17 protein-coding genes are annotated in these 17,306 nt (G+C 72.3%); 3 read left to right on the forward strand and 14 right to left on the reverse strand.

Features of this window, described 5'->3' with window-relative positions; genetic code table 11:
- The 9 genes from DMB42_RS08010 to DMB42_RS08050 form a co-directional block, all read right to left on the reverse strand.
- Positions 1–906: an ABC transporter permease gene (locus tag DMB42_RS08010; protein WP_125632131.1), complete on the reverse strand. Its 906-nt coding sequence runs from the start codon at positions 904–906 to the stop codon at positions 1–3.
- Positions 903–2,504 carry an ABC transporter substrate-binding protein gene (locus tag DMB42_RS08015; RefSeq protein ID WP_125632132.1) on the reverse strand — a complete coding sequence of 534 codons (1,602 nt, stop codon included), beginning with the start codon at positions 2,502–2,504 and terminating at the stop codon, positions 903–905. Before DMB42_RS08015 ends, DMB42_RS08010 begins: the two co-directional genes overlap by 4 nt.
- Complete coding sequence (locus tag DMB42_RS08020; RefSeq protein WP_125632133.1) at positions 2,501–3,592, reverse strand: LLM class flavin-dependent oxidoreductase; 1,092 nt, start codon at positions 3,590–3,592, stop codon at positions 2,501–2,503. The genes DMB42_RS08015 and DMB42_RS08020 overlap by 4 nt, the downstream gene beginning before the upstream one ends.
- Positions 3,589–4,623, reverse strand: a complete 1,035-nt coding sequence (locus tag DMB42_RS08025) for an LLM class flavin-dependent oxidoreductase (RefSeq protein WP_125632134.1) — start codon at positions 4,621–4,623, stop codon at positions 3,589–3,591. The genes DMB42_RS08020 and DMB42_RS08025 overlap by 4 nt, the downstream gene beginning before the upstream one ends.
- Positions 4,620–5,789, reverse strand: coding sequence for an LLM class flavin-dependent oxidoreductase (locus DMB42_RS08030; protein ID WP_125632135.1), 1,170 nt, complete (start codon positions 5,787–5,789; stop codon positions 4,620–4,622). Before DMB42_RS08030 ends, DMB42_RS08025 begins: the two co-directional genes overlap by 4 nt.
- Positions 5,786–7,108, reverse strand: coding sequence for an NtaA/DmoA family FMN-dependent monooxygenase (locus tag DMB42_RS08035; protein WP_125632136.1), 1,323 nt, complete (start codon positions 7,106–7,108; stop codon positions 5,786–5,788). Before DMB42_RS08035 ends, DMB42_RS08030 begins: the two co-directional genes overlap by 4 nt.
- Positions 7,105–8,016, reverse strand: coding sequence for a glutathione S-transferase C-terminal domain-containing protein (locus DMB42_RS08040; RefSeq protein WP_125632137.1), 912 nt, complete (start codon positions 8,014–8,016; stop codon positions 7,105–7,107). The genes DMB42_RS08035 and DMB42_RS08040 overlap by 4 nt, the downstream gene beginning before the upstream one ends.
- A complete protein-coding gene (locus tag DMB42_RS08045; protein WP_125632139.1) occupies positions 8,013–8,531 on the reverse strand; it encodes a flavin reductase family protein in 519 nt (172 codons plus the stop codon). The genes DMB42_RS08040 and DMB42_RS08045 overlap by 4 nt, the downstream gene beginning before the upstream one ends.
- 335 nt (positions 8,532–8,866) lie before the next feature.
- Positions 8,867–10,207, reverse strand: a complete 1,341-nt coding sequence (locus DMB42_RS08050) for a lanthionine synthetase LanC family protein (protein ID WP_125632141.1) — start codon at positions 10,205–10,207, stop codon at positions 8,867–8,869.
- Between the two features lie 110 nt (positions 10,208–10,317).
- Here DMB42_RS08050 and DMB42_RS08055 point away from each other — a divergent pair, with 110 nt between their 5' ends.
- On the forward strand, positions 10,318–10,857 hold the full coding sequence (locus DMB42_RS08055; RefSeq protein ID WP_125632143.1) for a hypothetical protein: 540 nt from the start codon (positions 10,318–10,320) through the stop codon (positions 10,855–10,857).
- Here DMB42_RS08055 and DMB42_RS53025 read toward each other — a convergent pair.
- Complete coding sequence (locus DMB42_RS53025; RefSeq protein ID WP_185844517.1) at positions 10,843–11,058, reverse strand: hypothetical protein; 216 nt, start codon at positions 11,056–11,058, stop codon at positions 10,843–10,845. The two genes, DMB42_RS08055 and DMB42_RS53025, sit on opposite strands and share 15 nt — an antisense overlap.
- On the opposite strand from DMB42_RS53025, the gene DMB42_RS08060 reads away from it, so the two are divergent.
- Positions 11,057–11,938 carry an NAD(P)H-binding protein gene (locus DMB42_RS08060; RefSeq protein ID WP_185844518.1) on the forward strand — a complete coding sequence of 294 codons (882 nt, stop codon included), beginning with the start codon at positions 11,057–11,059 and terminating at the stop codon, positions 11,936–11,938. The genes DMB42_RS53025 and DMB42_RS08060 overlap by 2 nt on opposite strands.
- A gap of 36 nt (positions 11,939–11,974) precedes the next feature.
- On the opposite strand, the gene DMB42_RS08065 is transcribed toward DMB42_RS08060, so the two are convergent.
- The gene (locus DMB42_RS08065; RefSeq protein WP_125632147.1) at positions 11,975–12,463 is read right to left on the reverse strand and encodes a helix-turn-helix domain-containing protein; all 489 of its coding nucleotides are present in this window, start codon (positions 12,461–12,463) and stop codon (positions 11,975–11,977) included.
- Positions 12,464–12,532: 69 nt separating this feature from the next.
- Here DMB42_RS08065 and DMB42_RS08070 point away from each other — a divergent pair, with 69 nt between their 5' ends.
- Complete coding sequence (locus DMB42_RS08070) at positions 12,533–13,951, forward strand: MFS transporter (protein ID WP_221762048.1); 1,419 nt, start codon at positions 12,533–12,535, stop codon at positions 13,949–13,951.
- Here the strand turns inward: DMB42_RS08070 and DMB42_RS08075 are convergent.
- Genes DMB42_RS08075 through DMB42_RS08085 form a run of 3 tightly spaced genes read right to left on the reverse strand, consistent with a single transcriptional unit; the run spans position 13,948 to position 17,173 of the window.
- A complete protein-coding gene (locus DMB42_RS08075) occupies positions 13,948–14,949 on the reverse strand; it encodes a LacI family DNA-binding transcriptional regulator (protein WP_125632148.1) in 1,002 nt (333 codons plus the stop codon). The genes DMB42_RS08070 and DMB42_RS08075 overlap by 4 nt on opposite strands.
- Before the next feature lie 7 nt (positions 14,950–14,956).
- A complete protein-coding gene (locus tag DMB42_RS08080) occupies positions 14,957–15,823 on the reverse strand; it encodes an RNA polymerase sigma-70 factor (protein WP_260477555.1) in 867 nt (288 codons plus the stop codon).
- A gap of 57 nt (positions 15,824–15,880) precedes the next feature.
- Positions 15,881–17,173 (reverse strand): ArsB/NhaD family transporter, encoded by a 1,293-nt coding sequence (locus DMB42_RS08085; RefSeq protein ID WP_125632152.1) that lies wholly within the window; start codon positions 17,171–17,173, stop codon positions 15,881–15,883.
- Positions 17,174–17,306 lie beyond the last annotated feature (133 nt).

The raw sequence follows: 17,306 nt of genomic DNA on the forward strand, positions 1-17,306 counted from the left end.
TCAGCCCCTCGTCCGCGGGTCGATGACGCGGTAGGCCAGGTCGAGCAGGGTGCTGATGGTCACGTACGCGACCGCGGACAGCAGCACCACGGCCATCACCACCGGCATGTCCCGTCCCGTGACGGCCTCCATGGCGACCCGCCCGAGCCCGGGACGCCCGAACAGCACCTCGGTGATCACCGCCCCGCCGAGCAGCGTGCCGGTGAACCATCCGGCCAGCGTCACGGCGGGGATCAGCGCGTGCCTGAGGGCGTGCCGGGCCACCAGCGCGCGCTCGGTCAGCCCGCGAGCCCTGACGGTGACCGCGAACGGCTGCTCCAGGGCCCGTTCGAGCCCGCCGCGCAGCACCTGGCCGAGCACGCCCGCGATCGGCAACCCCAGCGAGAACGCGGGCAGCACCAGCGCGATCGGCCCCGTCGCCCCCGAGACCGGGAACCAGCCGAGCGTGAAGGAGAACACCGAGAGCAACACGATCCCGATCAGGAACGGCGGCACCGACACCGACACCAGCTCGGCCAGCGAGCCGGCGCCGCGCAGCAGCGGCCCACGCCCGGCGGTGACGATCGCGATCACCCCGGCGAGCACCACGCCGATCCCGGCCGCCGCGAGCGTGAGCTGCGCGGTGGGCAGGATCTGCGTGGCCAGGACCTCGCCCACCCCGAGCTGGAGCTGGTACGAACGCCCGAGGTCGCCGTGCACCAGCCGCCACAGGTAGGACAGGTACTGGACGATCTCCGGCCGGTCGAGCCCCCATTCCTGGACGATCCGCGCCCGGATCTCCGGCGTGTCGGCCCCGTCGCCGATCAGGATGTCCACGGTGTCGCCGGGAGCGAGCAGCAGCGCGAGGTAGGAGGCCGTGGCCGCCGCCCACAGGACGGCGAGCCCGGTCCCGAGCCGTCTGATCACGTCCCGATCCGTACGTCGTAGGCCCCGGCGGGCGTGCCGGACGCGGGGTCGAAGCCGAGCCCCTGGACGCTCTTCCACGCGGCGATCTGGTCGGCCGGCACGTAGAGCGGGAACACGACGGCCTTCTCCCGCACCACCGCCTGCTGGACCTGGGCGTAGAGCTTCTTCCGAACGGCCTGGTCGGAGGTGGCCGACGCCCGCGCGAGCCACCGGTCCACCCGGCCGTCGGCGAAGTGGGTGCGGTTGATCGCGCCCTCGCCCGGCAGGATGAGGTTGAGCGCCGCGCCGACGTCGGAGTCGCCGCGCGAGTTCTCGAAGATCTCGTACTCGTTCTCCTCGACGGCCTTCTGCGCGCTGCCCTGATCGACGATCTTGACCTGGAAGTCGATGCCCGCGCTCTGCTTGACCTGCGCCTGGATGGCCTGGGCGAGGATGTCGCGGCGGTCGCGGACGAACGGCGCCGAGGCGACCGTGCGCACGGTGAGCCGCCGGCCGTCCTTGACCCGGAAGCCCTCGGCGTCGCGCTGTCTCCAGCCGGCCGCGTCGAGCAGCTCGTTCGCCTTGGCCGGGTCGCCGGCGTAGGCGTTCTCCAGCGTGGCGTCGTAGAACGGGCTGCGCTCGCCGACGACGCTCCACGCCCTGGTGGCGGTGCCCTGGTAGACCGACCTCAGGACGGCGTCCACGTCCACGGCCTCGCGGAACGCCTCGCGTACACGCTGGTCGTCGAAGGGGGGACGACCGGTGTTGAAGTAGTAGGAGAAGGAGGTGCCGGAGTTGAGCGAGGTCCGCAGGGCCAGATCGGGGTCCTTCCGGATCAGGGCCACCTCGGTGGCCGGGACGCCCTCGATGACCTGCACCTGGCCCGACGTGAGCGCGCCCACCCGGACCGCCGCCTCCGGCAGGAACCGGTAGGTGATCTCGGAGAGGTAGGCGGGGCCCTGGTGCGCGGCCCCGGCGGGCGGCCACTTGTAGGCGGGGTTGCGGTGGTAGCGGATCTCCTGGCCGGCCACGTACCGGTCGAGGACGAACGGCCCGGTGCCGACCAGGTCCGTGCCGCCGAACTTGAGGTCCTTGGCGTGCTTGAGCGAGGCCGGCGAGATCTGCCCGGCGTACGGGGAGGCGAGGAAGTCGAGGAACAGCCCGTCCGGCTCCTTGAGCGTGATCTTGACCGTGTACGGCGAGACCACCTCGGCCCTGTCGAAGGCCCGTAACTGGATCGCCGAGACGGCCGGGTTGTAGCCGGGCACGCGGAACTGGTCGAGGTTGGCCTTCACCGAGGCGGCGTCGAACCGCGTCCCGTCGTGGAAGGTCACGTCCCGCCGCAGGTCGAGGGTGTAGGTCAGGCCGTCGTCCGACGCCTTCCAGGAGGTGGCCAGCCAGGGGTGGAAGGTGCCGTCCTCGGCCCGCGAGAGCAGCGCGTCGAACTGGTTGAACACCAGCAGCCGGACCTTGTTCTGCGCCCACTGCTGAGGGTTGAGGGTGATCGGCTGCGTCTCGATCGCCCAGGTCAGGGTGGTGCCGGGGGCCTGCTCGGCGGGTCCCTGGGCGCCGCACGCGGCCAGCGTGAGCGCCAGCAGGACGGGAGACAGGCGCCTCACGGTCGTTCCCAGGCTTCGGCGAGCAGCTCGTAGGAGCGCACGCGGTCGGTGTGGTCGTGGGTGATGGTGGTGACCAGCAGCTCGTCGGCCCCGGTGACCCGGCGCAACACACGCAGCCGTTCGGCCACGGTCTCCGGCGTGCCGACGAACTGGGTGTCGATCCGGTCCTGGACCAGCTCCCGGTCGGCGTCGGACCAGACGTGCGCGGCCGCCTCCTCCGGCGTCGGGTACGGCATCGCGCCCGCCCCGGTCCTGATGCTGCGCACCCACAACCCGTACGGCGAGGCCAGCTCGCGCGCCCTGGCCTCGTCCTCGGCGACGACCGCGTCGGCCGACACGATCACGTACGGCTCGGCCAGCTCGTCCGACGGCTTGAACGCCTCCCGGTACGCCTCCACCGCCTCCAGCACGCTGGACGGGCTGACGTGGTAGTTGGCCGCGAACGGCAACCCGCGTTCCCCGGCGACCTGGGCACTCTGCCCGCCGCTGCTGCCGAGGATCCATACCTGGAGGTCGGCCCCCTCCCCGGGCACGGCGTGCGCCTCGTGGGTGCCCTTGAGCAGGGCCAGCACCTCGTCGATCTGGTCGGCGAAGTCGGGTGTCTCCGCTCCCGGCTGCTGGAGCAGGGTGGCCTGGAAGGCCAGGTGCGGATGCCGGGCGAGCCGCGTCCAGTCGAACGGCGGCGGGATGAGCAGCCCGTCCACCACCCTGGCCTCCTGCCGTTCCGGAGGCCGGGCGTGGGCCAGTTCGGCCCTGCGCTGCCCGGACCGCCCGATCCCCAGATCGAGCCGCCCCGGATACAGCGCGTCGATGAGCCCGAACTGCTCGACCACCGACAGCGGTGTCTGGTGACCGAGCTGCACGGCTCCCGAGCCGACCCTGATCGTCGTGGTGGCCGCCGCCACCAGGCCGATCAGCACGGCGGGGGCCGAACTGGCCACACCCCGGGCGAAGTGGTGCTCGGCCAGCCAGTAGCGGCCGTAGCCGAGCGCCTCCGCACGGCGGGCGAGGTCGATGGTGTTGCGCAGCGCGTCGGCCGCGGTGCCGCCCGAGCTGATGGGGGCCAGGTCGAGGATGGACAGGCTCATGACGCGCTCCCCGGGAACGGGCGGCTGGGGATCTCCTTGCGCAGCACCGGCGCGATCTCGGCCTGGAACAGCTCCAGCGTCTCCCTGTGCTGCCCCGGCGTGAGGCCGTCGGCGTCGGCCTGCAAGTGCATGACCTCGTGCCCGAACCGCTTGTGGTACCGCAGCACCTTGTCGATGATCTGCTGCGGGCTGCCGACCAGGATCGAGCTGCGCTCGACGGCGTCCTCCAGCGTGGGGAAGACCGGCTCCACGCCGACCCGCCGGAACGTCTCCAGGCGGGCCTCGTAGATCGGCCGGTAGACGGCGAGAGCCTCCTGCGAGGTGCGGGCCGCGTAGAAGCCCGCGGTGCCGGCCCCGACCAGGGCGTCCGCGGGGTCGTGGCCGTAGTGCTCCCAGCGCTCGCGGTAGTGGTCGATCAGCTCGGCGTACGGCTCGATGGGGTTGGTGACGTTGGCGGAGAACAGGGGGTCGCCGTAGCGGGCGGCCAGGTCGACCGACTCCTTGCTGGTCGCGCTGCCGTGCCAGACCCTGATCGGGCGTTGCAGCGGGCGCGGCCAGGTCTCTGCGTCGGTCAGCGAGGGACGGAAGCGGCCCTCCCAGGTGACCTTGTCCTCCCGCCACAGGCGGCGGAACAGCTCGTACGACTCGCGGTTGCGCTCCCACTGGTCCTCGGTGGTGACGTGGAAGAGCTTGGCCTGCGCCGCGCCGTTCCCCTTGCCGACGATCAGTTCGAGCCGGCCGCCCGACAGGTGGTCGAGCGTGGCGTAGTCCTCGTACGCGCGGACCGGGTCGAGCAGGCTCAGCGTCGTGACCGCGGTGAACAACCTGATCCTGGACGTCCTGGCCGCGATGTTGCTGAGCACGACCGGGGGCGAGGAGGAGATGAAGGGGCGCTCGTGCCGCTCGCCGACCCCGTACCCGTCGAAGCCCAGTTCCTCGAAGAGCACCGCGTTCTCGACGACCTCGCGGAAGCGTTCTGTGGGTGATCTGCCGTCGTTGTGGACAATCAATGTGATGCCCAGAAATTTCATGACACCTCCGCGTACCTGCTCGCCGGGCGCGGCAGGCCGAGGAGCCCGCGTAACGTCCCGGCTTCGTACCTGCTCCTGAATGCCCCGCGCCCGCGCAGCTCGGCCGTCAGCTCCCGGCTGATCCGCTCCAGGTCGTACGACACCGCCCCCGGCCGCAGCCGGAACCCCTCGATCCCGGCCCGCCGCCACTCCAGCAGCAGCCCGGCCAGCTCTTCCACGCTCCCGGTGAAGATCGCCGCGTCGGAGGCCAGTTCGGCCCCGTCCAGCTCGTCGAGCCGGGCCTTGCGCCGAGCCGCGTCCGGGCCCAGGAAGACGACCAGGTCGGCGAAGATCTTCAGCTCGCCGGACAGGCCCCTGACCTCCTCGACGACGGCCCGCGCCTGCTCGGCCGAGTGCGGCGTGACGAAGACGACGTCGGCGCTGCTCGCCGCGAACTCGTACGGGAGCCGCGCGTGCGCCAGCGCGGTCACCACCGGCTGCCCCTGCGGCGACCTGGGCGTGATGGACGGGCCCTTCACCGAGAAGAAGCCGCCCTCGAAGTCGATGTAGTGGAGTTTGTCCCGGTCGATGAACCGGCCGGTGGCCACGTCCCTGATCTCGGCGTCGTCCTCCCAGCTGTCCCAGAGCCGCCGGACCACCTCCACCGCGTCGGCCGCCTCGGCGAACAGGGCACGTACGTGCGGGTCGGCCGACAGGTCCACGCCGCCGGGCCGGTTCAGCACCTGGTCGAGCGGGGGGAACCGGCGCCGTCCGAAGTGGGCCGCCTCGGCGGCCCGCGCCGAGACCTGCGGCCGCCAGCCCGCCCGGCCGCCGCTGACGTGGTCGAGCGTGGCGATGCCGATGGCCACGTGGAACGGCTCGGTGTGCGTGGTGGTGGCCGTCGGCACCAGCCCGATCCGGCTGGTGAGCGGCGCCAGCCGGGCCGCGAGCAGCACCGCGTCGAACCGGCCGCGTACCTGGTCGGCGCGGTCGTCGGGGCCGTCGGGCAGGGTGGACTGAAGTCCTAGGGCGTCCTCGATGGTGACGAAGTCGAGCAGCCCGCGCTCGGCCTCGAGGTCCAGGGCCGCCCAGTGGCGGGCCGAGAACAGGTCCGCGGCGGGGGCCTCGCGCCAGGCGGCGGGGTGCCAGCCCGCGCCGTCCAGCGCCACGGCCAGATGCAGCGTCATGACAGCTCCAGGTGGTCGCGCAGGGTGGTCCCGGTGTACTTGGTGCGGAAGACGCCGCGTTCCCGCAGCACGGGCACCACCCGGTCCACGAACTCGTCCAGCCCGCCGGGGGTCAGGTGCGGGACGAGGATGAACCCGTCGGCCGCGTCCGCCTGCACGTGCTCGTCGATCTGCCGGGCCACGCTCTCCGGCGTGCCGACGAACGTCTGCCGCCCGGTCACCTCGATGACCAGCTCACGGATGCTCAGGCCCTTCTCCCCGGCCAGCGCCCGCCATTTGGCCGCCACCTCGGCCCGGTCCTTGATCGGCACCCGTCCTTGGGAGACGCCTTCCGACAGGTCCGGCTCGATGTCGGGGAACGGTCCATCAGGGTCGAAGCCCGACATGTCCCGCCCCCACACCTGCTCCAGGAACGCGATCGCGGTCTGCGGGCCGACCTGCTGCCGCCGGATCCGGGCCGCGTTCTCGGCGGCCTCCTCCTCGGTGTCGCCCAGCGCGAACGTCACGCCGGGCATGATCTTGAGCTGGTGGGGTTCGCGGCCATACCTCGCCAGGCGGCCCTTGACGTCGGCGTAGAAACGCCGGCCGTCCTCCAGCCTGCCGTGCGGGGTGAAGATGACGTCGGCGTTGGCGGCGGCGAACTCGCGGCCGTCGTCCGAGTCGCCGGCCTGGATGATCACCGGGTGCCCCTGCGGGCCGCGCGGCAACGTGAACCGGCCCTCGACGGTGAAGTGCCTGCCCCGGTGGCTGACCGTGCCGACCGCGCCCACCCGCAGGAACCGGCCCGCGCCCTGGTCGGCGAGCACGGCGTCCGGCTGCCAGGAGTCCCACAACTCGCGGGACAGGCGCACGAACTCCGCGGCCCGCTCGTACCGGTCGGCGCGGTCCAGGTAGCCGCCCCGGCGGAAGTTCTCGCCGGTGAAGGCGTCGGAGGTGGTGACCACGTTCCAGGCGGCCCGGCCCTCGCTCAGGTGGTCGAGCGCGGCCAGCCGCCTGGCCAGCTCGTACGGCTCGTTGAAGGTGGCGTTGACCGTGCCCGCGAGCCCGAGCCGCTCTGTGACCGCGGCCAGGGCGCTGAGCACGGTCAGCGACTCGGGCCTGCCCACCACGTCCAGGTCGTGGATGCGGCCCTTGAGCTCACGCAGCCGCAGCCCCTCGGCCAGGAAGAAGAAGTCGAACGTGCCGCGCTCGGCCGTCCGGGCGAGATGGACGAACGAGGCGAAGTCGATCTGGCTGCCCGACCGGGGATCGGCCCATACGGTGGTGTTGTTCACGCCGGGGAAGTGCGCGGCGAGGTGCACCTGCTTCTTGCGCGTCACCGGCCCCGCCCGTGCGGCGTGTTCCAGGCTCCGGGCAGGCCCTCGATGCTCTCGCCGAAGGCCGGGCGCTGGTAGAGGTCGCGGGCGTAGCCCCAAAGGTGCTCGAAGTCGGGCAGCTCACGCTCGCTGATGAGGTGGTCGTGGTTGTGCAGCCCGTCGAACCTGACCAGCGTCACCCACAGCCGCACGTCCGCCTCGGTGATCGTGTCGCCGGTCAGGAAACGCTGCTCGGCCAGGCGTTCGTCCAGGCGTTCCAGTGCCGAGACGACGCGGTGGCGCTCCTCCTCGCGGGCGGCCACCGTGCCGGCCGGGGCCACGCGGGTGACGCCGGTGTTGACGTCGTGGTAGATCCACGCGTTCAGCTTGTCGATCTCGGCGCGCAGGTGCTCGGGGTAGAGGTCGACCGAGGTGTCGGCCCACTTCTCGAACTGGGTGGCCAGGTCGATCGTGATGTCGGGGAAGTTGTTGCTGACGATCCCGCCTCGTACCCGGTCCCAGAGCACGGGCACCGAGACGTGGCCCGGATAACCCCGCTCGGTGGCGTCGTACGCCTGCTCCAGCAGGGTGAACCCGTTGACCGGGTCCGGGCCCCTGTGCTCCCTGAAGGCCCAGCCGCGGCCGTCGCGCTCGTCGTCCACGTACGACAGCGAGACCACGTCCTCCAGGCGCTTGAGCCTGCGGACGATCACGGCTCGCTGGGCGTACGGGCAGGTCCAGGCGACGTAGAGGTGGTAGCGGCCGGGTTCGGCGCGGTAGCCGCTGGTCCCGTCGGCGGTGACGCGGTTCTGGAACGGGTAGATCGGGCGGTCCCAGCCGGCCGACAGGTGCAGGCGGCCGGGGCCGTAGCGGCCGTAGGCGACGCGGTCGACAGGGCTGGCGTAGACCGGCGTGCCGGTGGTGGCGGTCACAGGTTCTCCTGGTGGGGTAGGAAGCGGCCGAACCGGCCCTGGTGATAGAGGAGCGGGCGGCCGGTGTTGTGCGTGGCCGCCTCGCCGGCCGGGCCGACGACCAGCACGTGGTCACCGACCTCGACGGTCTCGTACGGCAGGCAGATCAGGTGCGCCGAGACGTCCGCGAGCAGCGGCGCGCCCAGCGGTCCCGCCCGCCAGTTCGTGGGCGCGGCGAACCTGTCGACGCCCTTGCGCGCGAACCGCGCCGCCAGCTCGGCCTGGTCGCTGGCCAGGATGTTGACCGCGAAGTGGTCGGCGCCGCGCAACCACGGCCAGGTGGTCGAGGACTGGTCCACGTAGAAGGAGACGAGGGGCGGTTCGAGGCTGACCGAGGAGAACGAGGTGGCGGTGAGTCCGACCGGGATGCCGTCGCTCTGCGCGGTGATCACCACCACCCCGCTGGCGTGCACGGCGAGCGCCTGGCGGAACACATCGGCGCCGACGGACTGCTGGTCGGGCAGCGTGTCGGTCATGCGCTCGCCTTCGTTCTGGACGGGCGGACAGGTCTGATTGCGATCACGGGAAGGCTCCTCACGGGAGAGAAGGCGTGCTCACGCGGCTCCCGGCGGCGCGGCCGGGAGCGCGGAAAGGGGGTTCGTCAGCGGAGGCGTGGACGGCGTCGGCCACGCTGGAGCGCTCAGAGGAAGGCGGGCTGCTGCTGGTCCGTGATCAACGACACTGGGCGCTGGCGACGTGGCCGAAGTCCACGTGCGGGCGCCTGGTCAGGAGAGTGCCCTGGCTCATGTCAACGACGCTAAGCCGCCGGAAGCCGGAAGTCAATATTCCCTACTGGTTTTAAAGGGAATACCTATTGTGCGGAATCGCGAAGTTTGGCCGGTGGCACCGGGATCGCCGGGAACGGGTTGTCGGGCAGCAGGATGACCCGGCGCGCCTGCCGGGGCTGCATGGCCGCGTCGAGGTGGAGCAGGGCGGCCCCGACGCCGGCCGCGCCGACCATGTAGCCGGTGTCCGCGCTCACCTCGCCGGGACGCAGCCGCCGGTACGCCTGGTACCAGCGGAAGCCCTGCCCGTCGTGGTTGTCGCCGCGCCCGATGAGGTGACCGGCGAGCACGCGGGCGTACTCCAGCCGCGACTCGTCGCCGGTCGCCGCCCACAGGCCGACGAACAGTTCGAGCAGCCCGGCCGCGCCGCAACACTGGCAGGCCACGTTCCAGAAGCCGTCGGTCTGCCGGTGGGGCGCGCCGCTCTCGACGATGCCGTGCGCGAGCCGTTCGGCCCAGTCGAGGTGCCCGGCGTCGCCGGTCACCCGGTAGAGCTCGTAGAACATGCGGGCCACGCCCGCCGAGCCGGAACAGAAGCCCAGGTAGTGCAGTTCGCGCCCCTGCGGCACGTGGTGCGGGACGACCGCGCACCGGCCCGCCACCGCGATCACCGCGAACACCACGCCGGCGCCGCGGCCGGCCGCCTCCAGGAAACGCCGTTCGCCCGTGACGCCGTAGAGCCTGGCCAGGAGGAACGCGGTGCCCGCCGTGCCGGACAGGAAGCCCGGGGTGACGGCGTCGAGGGGCAGGTCGGCGCAGTCGCCGAAGCGGTGGCCGGGCACGGCCAGCCCGGCGATACGCTCGCCCGCCGCCACCGCGGTCTCCTCGTAGCCGCGCACGCCGAGCGCGGCGGCCGCCTGGAGCAGCCCCAGCACGATCCCGCCGTCGCCGCGCTGAGCCGGCTCGCGCGTCCAGCCGACGCCGCCGTCGAGCGGGCGCGCGGCGCGCACGATCGTGTCGGCCACCGCGACGGCCTCCTCCTCGAAGAGCCCGTCGCCGAAGGCCCAGCCGGCCTCGATGAGCGCGACGAGGGTGCCGGTCAGGCCGTGGTAGAGCGACAGGTCGGCGCGTTCGCGCCAGGTGGCGGCCAGGTAGCGGGCGCCCTTGCGGGCGTCGTCCAGGTACGCCTCGTGGCCGGTCGCGGCGGCCAGCTCCAGGAAGAACAGCACGATGCCGGCGGCGCCCGCGTACAGGGAGGCGGCGGCGCGGGCGGCGGCCGACCTGCCCCTGGCGTCGGGGTTGGCACGCCAGTGACGGCCCCTGCCGTCGTCCACGGCGGCGGTACGGATCCAGCGGCCCGCCATGATCGCGGCGGTCAGCGGAGTCTCGGCGCGCTCACTCGGCGAGCGGGTCCGGTCCAAGCCCATGCTCCATTCTCCCACACTTCTGGTAGGAAAATCGGTGTTTCGCCAAGGGTTCGCCTCCATCATCCCGGGTAACGGAACGGTGACGTAACGTACTGAACGGGGAGGGCGTCGTGAAGCGTGCCGTCAGCTGTGCCGCGATCCTGGCCCTGGCCGCCACGGGCTGCACGAACATCGGGTTCGACACGGGCCAGCACCTGCCGCAGAACGACGGCGCGAACGCCGACCTCAAGGGCGTCGTGCACGTGCGCAACGCCTACCTCCAGGCCGCCCCGGGCCAGGCCACCTCCCCCACCTCGCCGGCCTCCGAGCAGACCCTGTACGCCGTGGTGATCAACGACGGCGACAAGCCCGACCAGCTCCAGCACATCACCGTCGAAGGCGGCGGCGGGACGGTGCAGCTCTCCGGCGCCGCCGCCGACATCCGGCCCGACCAGCCCGTGGGCGCCAACCAGCAGCCCCTCGGCACGGTCACCGGCGTACGCGGCACGTCCGTGCCCATGATCTTCACCTTCCGCGACGCGGGGGCCGTGCGCGTGATCGTGCCCGTGAAGTCGAACACGAGCCAGTCCCCCGCCGGTTCGGCCGGCCCCACCACGATGACCACCCCGGCGGCGCCGGGGCACGCGCCGCGGCATTCACCCGCCCACTGACGGCCTGAGCGCCTCCAGGAGCCGGTCCAGCTCGGCGGCGATCAGCGGCAGGTCGGCCTCCGGGTCGGCGGAACGGGCCAGCAGCATGCCGCCCTCGCAGATCGAGCCGAAGACGAGCTGCGCGCGAGCGGGCACGTTCCCGCCCGCGATCCGCCCGCCCTCGGCGGCCCTGCGCATGCCGCCGAGCAGGACGCGCAGCATGTGGTCGTACTCGATCTCGCGGACCGTCTCCCAGCCCAGCACCGAGGGCGCGGCGGGCGGCCCCCAGGGCGGCACCGGCAGGCAGGTCGTGGAGCAGCTCCTGCGGCGCGACCAGGCCGTCCGCGCCTTCGTGCACGCCGACGACGAGCGCGCCGGGGAGCTGCGCAAGCTGGGCGCGGACGTCGTCGTCGGCGACCTGCGCGAGATCAGGGACGTGCGGCCCGCGATGCGCGGGATCCGGCGGGCGTACTTCACCTATCCGGTGACGGCCGGGCTGCTCGACGCAACGGGCGCGTTCGCGGCGGCGGCCAGGGAGGAGGGGGTCGAGCGGGTGGTCGAGGTCTCCCAGCTCGACGCCTCCCCAGAGGCCGGCACACCGCGCATGCGCCGCCATTGGCTGTCGGAGCAGGTCTTCGACTGGGCCGGGGTGGGCGCGGTGCACCTGCGCGCGGCGGTCTTCTTCGAGAACCTGGCCGTCGTGGCGGACGCGTACGGCGAGCTGGCGCTCCCGCTCGGCCCGCCGGACACGCTGATCCCGCTCGTCGCCGCCTCCGACGTGGCGCGGGTGGGCGCGGGCCTCCTCCTGGACCCTGCGCCGGCCGGTCCGGTGTGCCTGCTGACCGGCCAGATGGCGACGGCCGGGGAGGCGGCCGACGCCCTTGGGGTGCCGTACGCGGACCTGCCGCCCGAGGAGTGGGAACGGCGGGCGCACGACGTGTACGGCGACCCGTACGCCGTCGAGCACCTGACCCACCTGTGGGCGATCTTCCGCTTCATCGGCTCGAACGACCATCCCCTCTACCGCGTCACCGAGAACATCGAGCACGTCGGCGGACGCCGTCCGGTGACGCTGCGCGAGTTCGCCGCCGCCCGGGGCTGACCGGCTCCCCGGGCCCAGGGCGGGTCGCCGGGCGGGTCAGCGCATGCCCGCGAGCACCAGGCGGCCGACCGCGTCCCGCCCGGCGGCCTCCGCCGCCGCCTCCTCCTGCTCGGTGGCCACCCGTACGTCGTAGGCGGCGCGGGCCGTGGCGATCTCGCTCTGGTGCTCCTCGGTCCAGGTGACCAGGGCGCGGATGGTGGCGTGCAGCGTGCCGCCCAGGGGCGTCAGCGCGTAGTCCACGCGGGGCGGCACCGTGGCATGGACGGTACGGCTGACCAGGCCGTCGCGCTCCAGGTGGCGCAGCGTCCTGGTCAGCATGCGCTGGCTCACGCCGTCGATCATCCGGCGCAGCTCGGTGAAGCGCAGGCTGCGCCGGTCGAGCAGGGCGATCACCTGAAGGGACCACTTGTCGGCGATCCGGTCGAGGATCTGCCTGACCTCGCAGTCCTCCCGCTGGTCCCATTGCAGCACGTCGTAGTCGGTATCCCCGCAGTGACCGAGGGACATCGAAGTTCCGTCTTCCATAGGCACCAATGGTCACCAAAAATGCTGCTGGTTACAAGAAGGAACCGACCATTGTGGAAGGAACGCATCATGTCTCCCTTGAACCAGCGCATGGACGCACGTGCCTGGAGCGTACTGTTCGTGCTGGCCGGGGCCGTTTTCCTGGAAGGCATCGACGTGGCCATGCTGAACGTGGCGCTGCCGTCGATCCGCGCCGACCTCGGCCTGTCCACCGGCATGCTCAGCGGCGTGGTCAGCGCGTACGTGCTGGGGTACGGCGGTTTCATGCTGCTGGGCGGCCGGGCCGCCGACCTGCTCGGCCGCCGCCGCATGTTCCTGACCTGGCTGACGGTGTTCCTGCTCTTCTCCGGCCTGGGCGGTCTGGCGACCGAGGGGTGGATGTTGCTGGTCGCGCGGTTCGTCACGGGCGTCGCCGCGGCGTTCATGGCGCCCGCCGGTCTGGCGCTGGTCACCGGTAACTTCCCCGAGGGCCCGCAGCGCACCAAGGCCCTCGGCGTGTACGCCGGGACCGCGGCGGGCGGCTTCTCGCTCGGCCTGGTCGCCGGCGGCCTGCTGGCCTCGATCGGCTGGCGCTGGGTGTTCTTCGCGCCGGTGGCGATGTCGGCGCTGATCCTGCTGGCCGCCGTCCCGCTGGTCAAGGACTCCGGCGAACGGGTGCGGGGCTCGTTCGACCTGGCCGGGGCGCTGACCGTGACCGGCTCGATGTTGCTGCTCGTGTACGGCGTCGTCCGCCTGGAGGCGCCCGCCGACGGGACGTGGATCACGGTCGCGGTCTTCGCCGCCGGGCTGGCGCTGCTCGCCGCGTTCCTGCTGATCGAACGCCGCTCGGCCGACCCGCTGGTCCACCTGGACGTCCTGCGCTCGGGGCCGCTCGTCCGCGCCAACCTGGGCGCGCTGCTGTTCCTCGCCTCCTTCGCCGGGTTCCAGTTCCTGGCCACGCTCTACCTCCAGGAGGTACGCGGCTGGAGCACCCTGCAGACGGGCCTGGCCATGCTGGTGATCGGCATCGACACGGTCCTGGCCCCCACGCTCACGCCCCGGCTGGTGAACAGGTTCGGCAACGCCCGCGTGCTGTTCGCCGGGATCGTGTTGGCGGCGCTGGCGTACGTGCTGTTCCTGCCGGTCGGCCCGGACTGGACGTACGCCGCCATGTTGCCCACCATGCTCCTGCTCGGCCTGGCCTTCTCCCTGACCTACGGCCCGCTGACCATGGCCGCGACCGAGGGCGTGGCCGAGGACCGGCAGGGCCTGGCCGGGGGCCTGCTCTACACGGCGATCCAGTTCGGCACCGCGCTCGGCCTGTCGGCGGTGACCGCCGTGAACGTGGCCGCGCTCGGCGGCGGCTCGGCGACCAGCCTGGACTCGCTCAGGACGGCCCTGGTCGTCCCGGTGGCCGCCGCGGCGGTGGCCGTGCTGGTGACCGCGTTCGGCCTGCGTGCCCGCGCCGCCGAACCCACCGCGCGGCCCGTGCCCGAGACCGTCGGCTAGGACGATCCCCTGCGCAGGAACCGCCATGGCCGGACGATCTCGCGGCCGGGCGGCGGCTCCTCGGCCTGGAGCCGGTCGAAGAGCAGGTCCACGACGTCGGTGAAGTCGTGCCTGAGCGGGCCGACGGTGCTGAGCGGCGGGTTGCTGATCAGTCCCTCGTCGATGTTGCCGACGCCGACCACCGCCAGGTCGTCGGGGACGCGCAGCCCGGCGTCCCTGGCGGCCTGGACGACGCTGATCGCGGCCCGGTCGGTGGCGGCGAAGACCGCGTCGGGGCGGCCGGGCGAGCGCAGCAGCTCGGCGGCGGTCCGGTAGGCCGACACCCGGTCGTCGGCGCCGGGGATGACGACCCGCTCGGCGACGCCGTGCCGGTCGAGGGCCGTCGTGTAGCCCAGCAGGCGGCCGACCGGCCGGTCGCGGGTGAGCTCGCAGCGCTGGCCCATGAACACGATCCGCCGCCGTCCGCCGGCCAGCAGGTGCTCGACCGCCTCGGCGCACGCCTCGGTCTCCGGAGTGCGTACGACGTCGCAGCCCTCGGGCACGTCCTCGTTGCGCAGCGCCACCATGGGCAGCCCGGCGGCGGCCAGCTCGGCGAGCAGGTCGCCGGTGAGGTGGTCGCCGGTCACGTTGAACAGCGCGCCGTCGGCGATGCCGCCGAGCAGCACGTCGGTCGCGGACCGGGCGCGGGCCGGCGAGCAGACGGCCAGCGTGACCACCGAGTAGCCGCGGGCGTCGGCCCTCTCGTGCAGGTCGGCGGCCAGCCGCTCGTCCGCGGGCACCCCGCCGAACGAGCCGAGCACCAGGCAGACCCGCTGGGTGCTGCGCCGCCGCAGGCTGCGGGCCGCCTGGTCGGGGGTGTAGCCGAGCTGCCTGGCCGCGTCGAGCACCCGCTGCCTGGTCTGCGCGCCGACGGGACGGTCCCGCCCGCTGAGCACGTAGGAGACGGTCGCCACGGACACGTTCGCCAGTTCGGCCACCTGCCGCGCTGTAGGTCTCACCCCTAGATCATGGCTCCTTGCGCACCCGGGAGAGCTTGTCGGGGTTGGCGACCGTGTAGATGTCGCGCACCTGCGACCCGTCGGAGGTCAGGTCGACGACCATCACGGCGAACGGCGCGTTCTCCACGAACACCACCGCCGAAGGGTCCCCGTTGACCTCTCTGTACTGGATGTCCAGCCCCTCCATCGGCTGCGCGGTGCGCGCGACGAGCAGCCGGGCGACCTTGTCGCGGCCGTGGACGGGACGCGGCCCGCCCACCACCGACTTGCCGCCGCCGTCGGCCCACAGGGTCACCTCCGGCGCCAGCAGCTCCATCAGCGCGTCGAGGTCCCCGCCGAAGGCCGCGGCCACGAACCGTTCGGTCACCTCCTGCTGCACGCGCGCCTCGACCCGGTTGCGCGGCCGACGGGCCTGGACGTGCTCACGGGCGCGGTGCGCGAGCTGACGCACCGCCGCCGGGCTGCGGCCGATCATGCCGGCGATCTCGTTGTGCTGGTAGGCGAACACCTCGTGCAGGATGAACACGGCCCGCTCCAGCGGCGTCAGCGTCTCCAGCACCACCAGCAGGGCCAGCGACACCGATTCGCCCCGTACGACCTCCTCCGCCCCGTCGGCGGCCGAGACCAGCGGCTCGGGCAACCACGGCCCGACGTACGTCTCGCGCCGGCGGCGCAGCGCCGACTGATGGGCGAGCACCTGGTTCACGGCGATCCGCACCAGGTAGGCGCGCGGGTTGCCGATCTCCGCCGGGTCCCTCGACGACCAGGCCAGCCAGGTCTCCTGGAGCACGTCCTCGGTGTCGGAGACGCTGCCGAGCATGTTGTACACGATGGAGAACAGCAGCTCCCGGTGGTCGGCGAACACGTCCGTCATTCCAGGCATCATGTCCCCTGAGAGCCTTTACGGCCTACGGGTGTGACATGACGTGCGTCACATCAGGTAACGCAGCCACAGGTACGGCGTGGCCAGCGCGACGGTCGTCGCCGTGACGATCAGGCCGTACTTCGTGAACTGCCAGAAGCTGATCGGGGTGCCGTTGCGCGCCGCGATGCCGAGGATGACCACGTTCGCCGCCGCGCCCACGGCCGTGGCGTTGCCGCCCAGGTCGGCGCCGAGCGCCAGGGCCCACCACAACACCTGCGCCGGCCCGTCGCCGCCGTTGGCCTGGACGAGGTCGGCCACGATGGGGCTCATGGTGGCCACGTACGGGATGTTGTCGACAATGGCGGACAGGCCCGCCGAGGCCCACAGCAGGACCATCGTGGTCAGCCCGAGCTGGCCGTGGGTGGCCTGCGCGGCGGCCTGGGAGACCTGGGCGATCACGCCGGTCTCCACCAGCGCCCCGACCATGACGAACAGTCCAGCGAAGAACACCAGCGTGGGCCACTCCACCTCGCGGATCGCGTCCTCGGTGGTCACCTTGGTGACGGCCACGAGCACGCCCGCGCCGAGCAGCGCCACCACGGACGGCTCGTAGTGCAGCACGGGATGCAGCACGAACGCGGCCATCACCACCGCGAGCACGGCCAGCGACTGCCACAGCAGCCTGTGGTCGGCGATCGCCTCGCGCTCGTCGAGCGCCATGATCTCGGCCGCCAGTTCGGGGTCGTAGGTGAACGACCGGCGGAACATCACCCGGCACAACCCGATGAAGACCACGATCAGCACCACGATCAGCGGTGTCAGGTGGACGAGGAAGTCGTTGAAGGTCAGCCCGCCCCGGCTGGCGATGATGATGTTCGGCGGGTCGCCGACCAGGGTGGCGGTGCCGCCGATGTTGGAGGCCATCGCCTCGGCGATCAGGAACGGCGCGACCGGCAACGCCAGCCGCTCGCAGACCAGGAACGTCACCGGCGCGATCAGCAGCACGGTGGTCACGTTGTCCAGCAGCGCCGACGCGCCCGCGGTGATCAGGATCAGCAACACCATGAGCCGGAACGGCCGCCCTCTGGCGCGTTTGGCGGCCCAGATCGCCAGGAACTCGAAGACGCCCGTCTGCTTCAGCACGCCGACGATGACCATCATGCCGAGCAGCAGGAAGATGACGTTCCAGTCGATGCCGGTGTGCTCGTCGAAGAAGGCCGCGCCGCCGTCGGTGGCGTGCAGCAGCAACATGAGCCCCGCGCCGCCGAGCGCCGCGGCGACCCGGTGCACCTTCTCGGTGGCGATCAGCGTGTACGAGGCGAGGAAGACGGCGACCGCCAGCCACGCGGTGACGGTCACGGCGGACCGCCCGGGGAAAGCTGCAAGGGGAACTCCACGATCGACAACGGAATCGCCGACCAGACTTCCCGGCACACCTGCGTACAACCTATCAAGAGGCGTGACCGGCGGGCCGGCTCCCGCCGGTCACGTC

Source organism: Nonomuraea sp. WAC 01424 (assembly GCF_003947315.1).
GTDB classification, from domain to species: Bacteria; Actinomycetota; Actinomycetes; order Streptosporangiales; family Streptosporangiaceae; genus Nonomuraea; species Nonomuraea spiralis.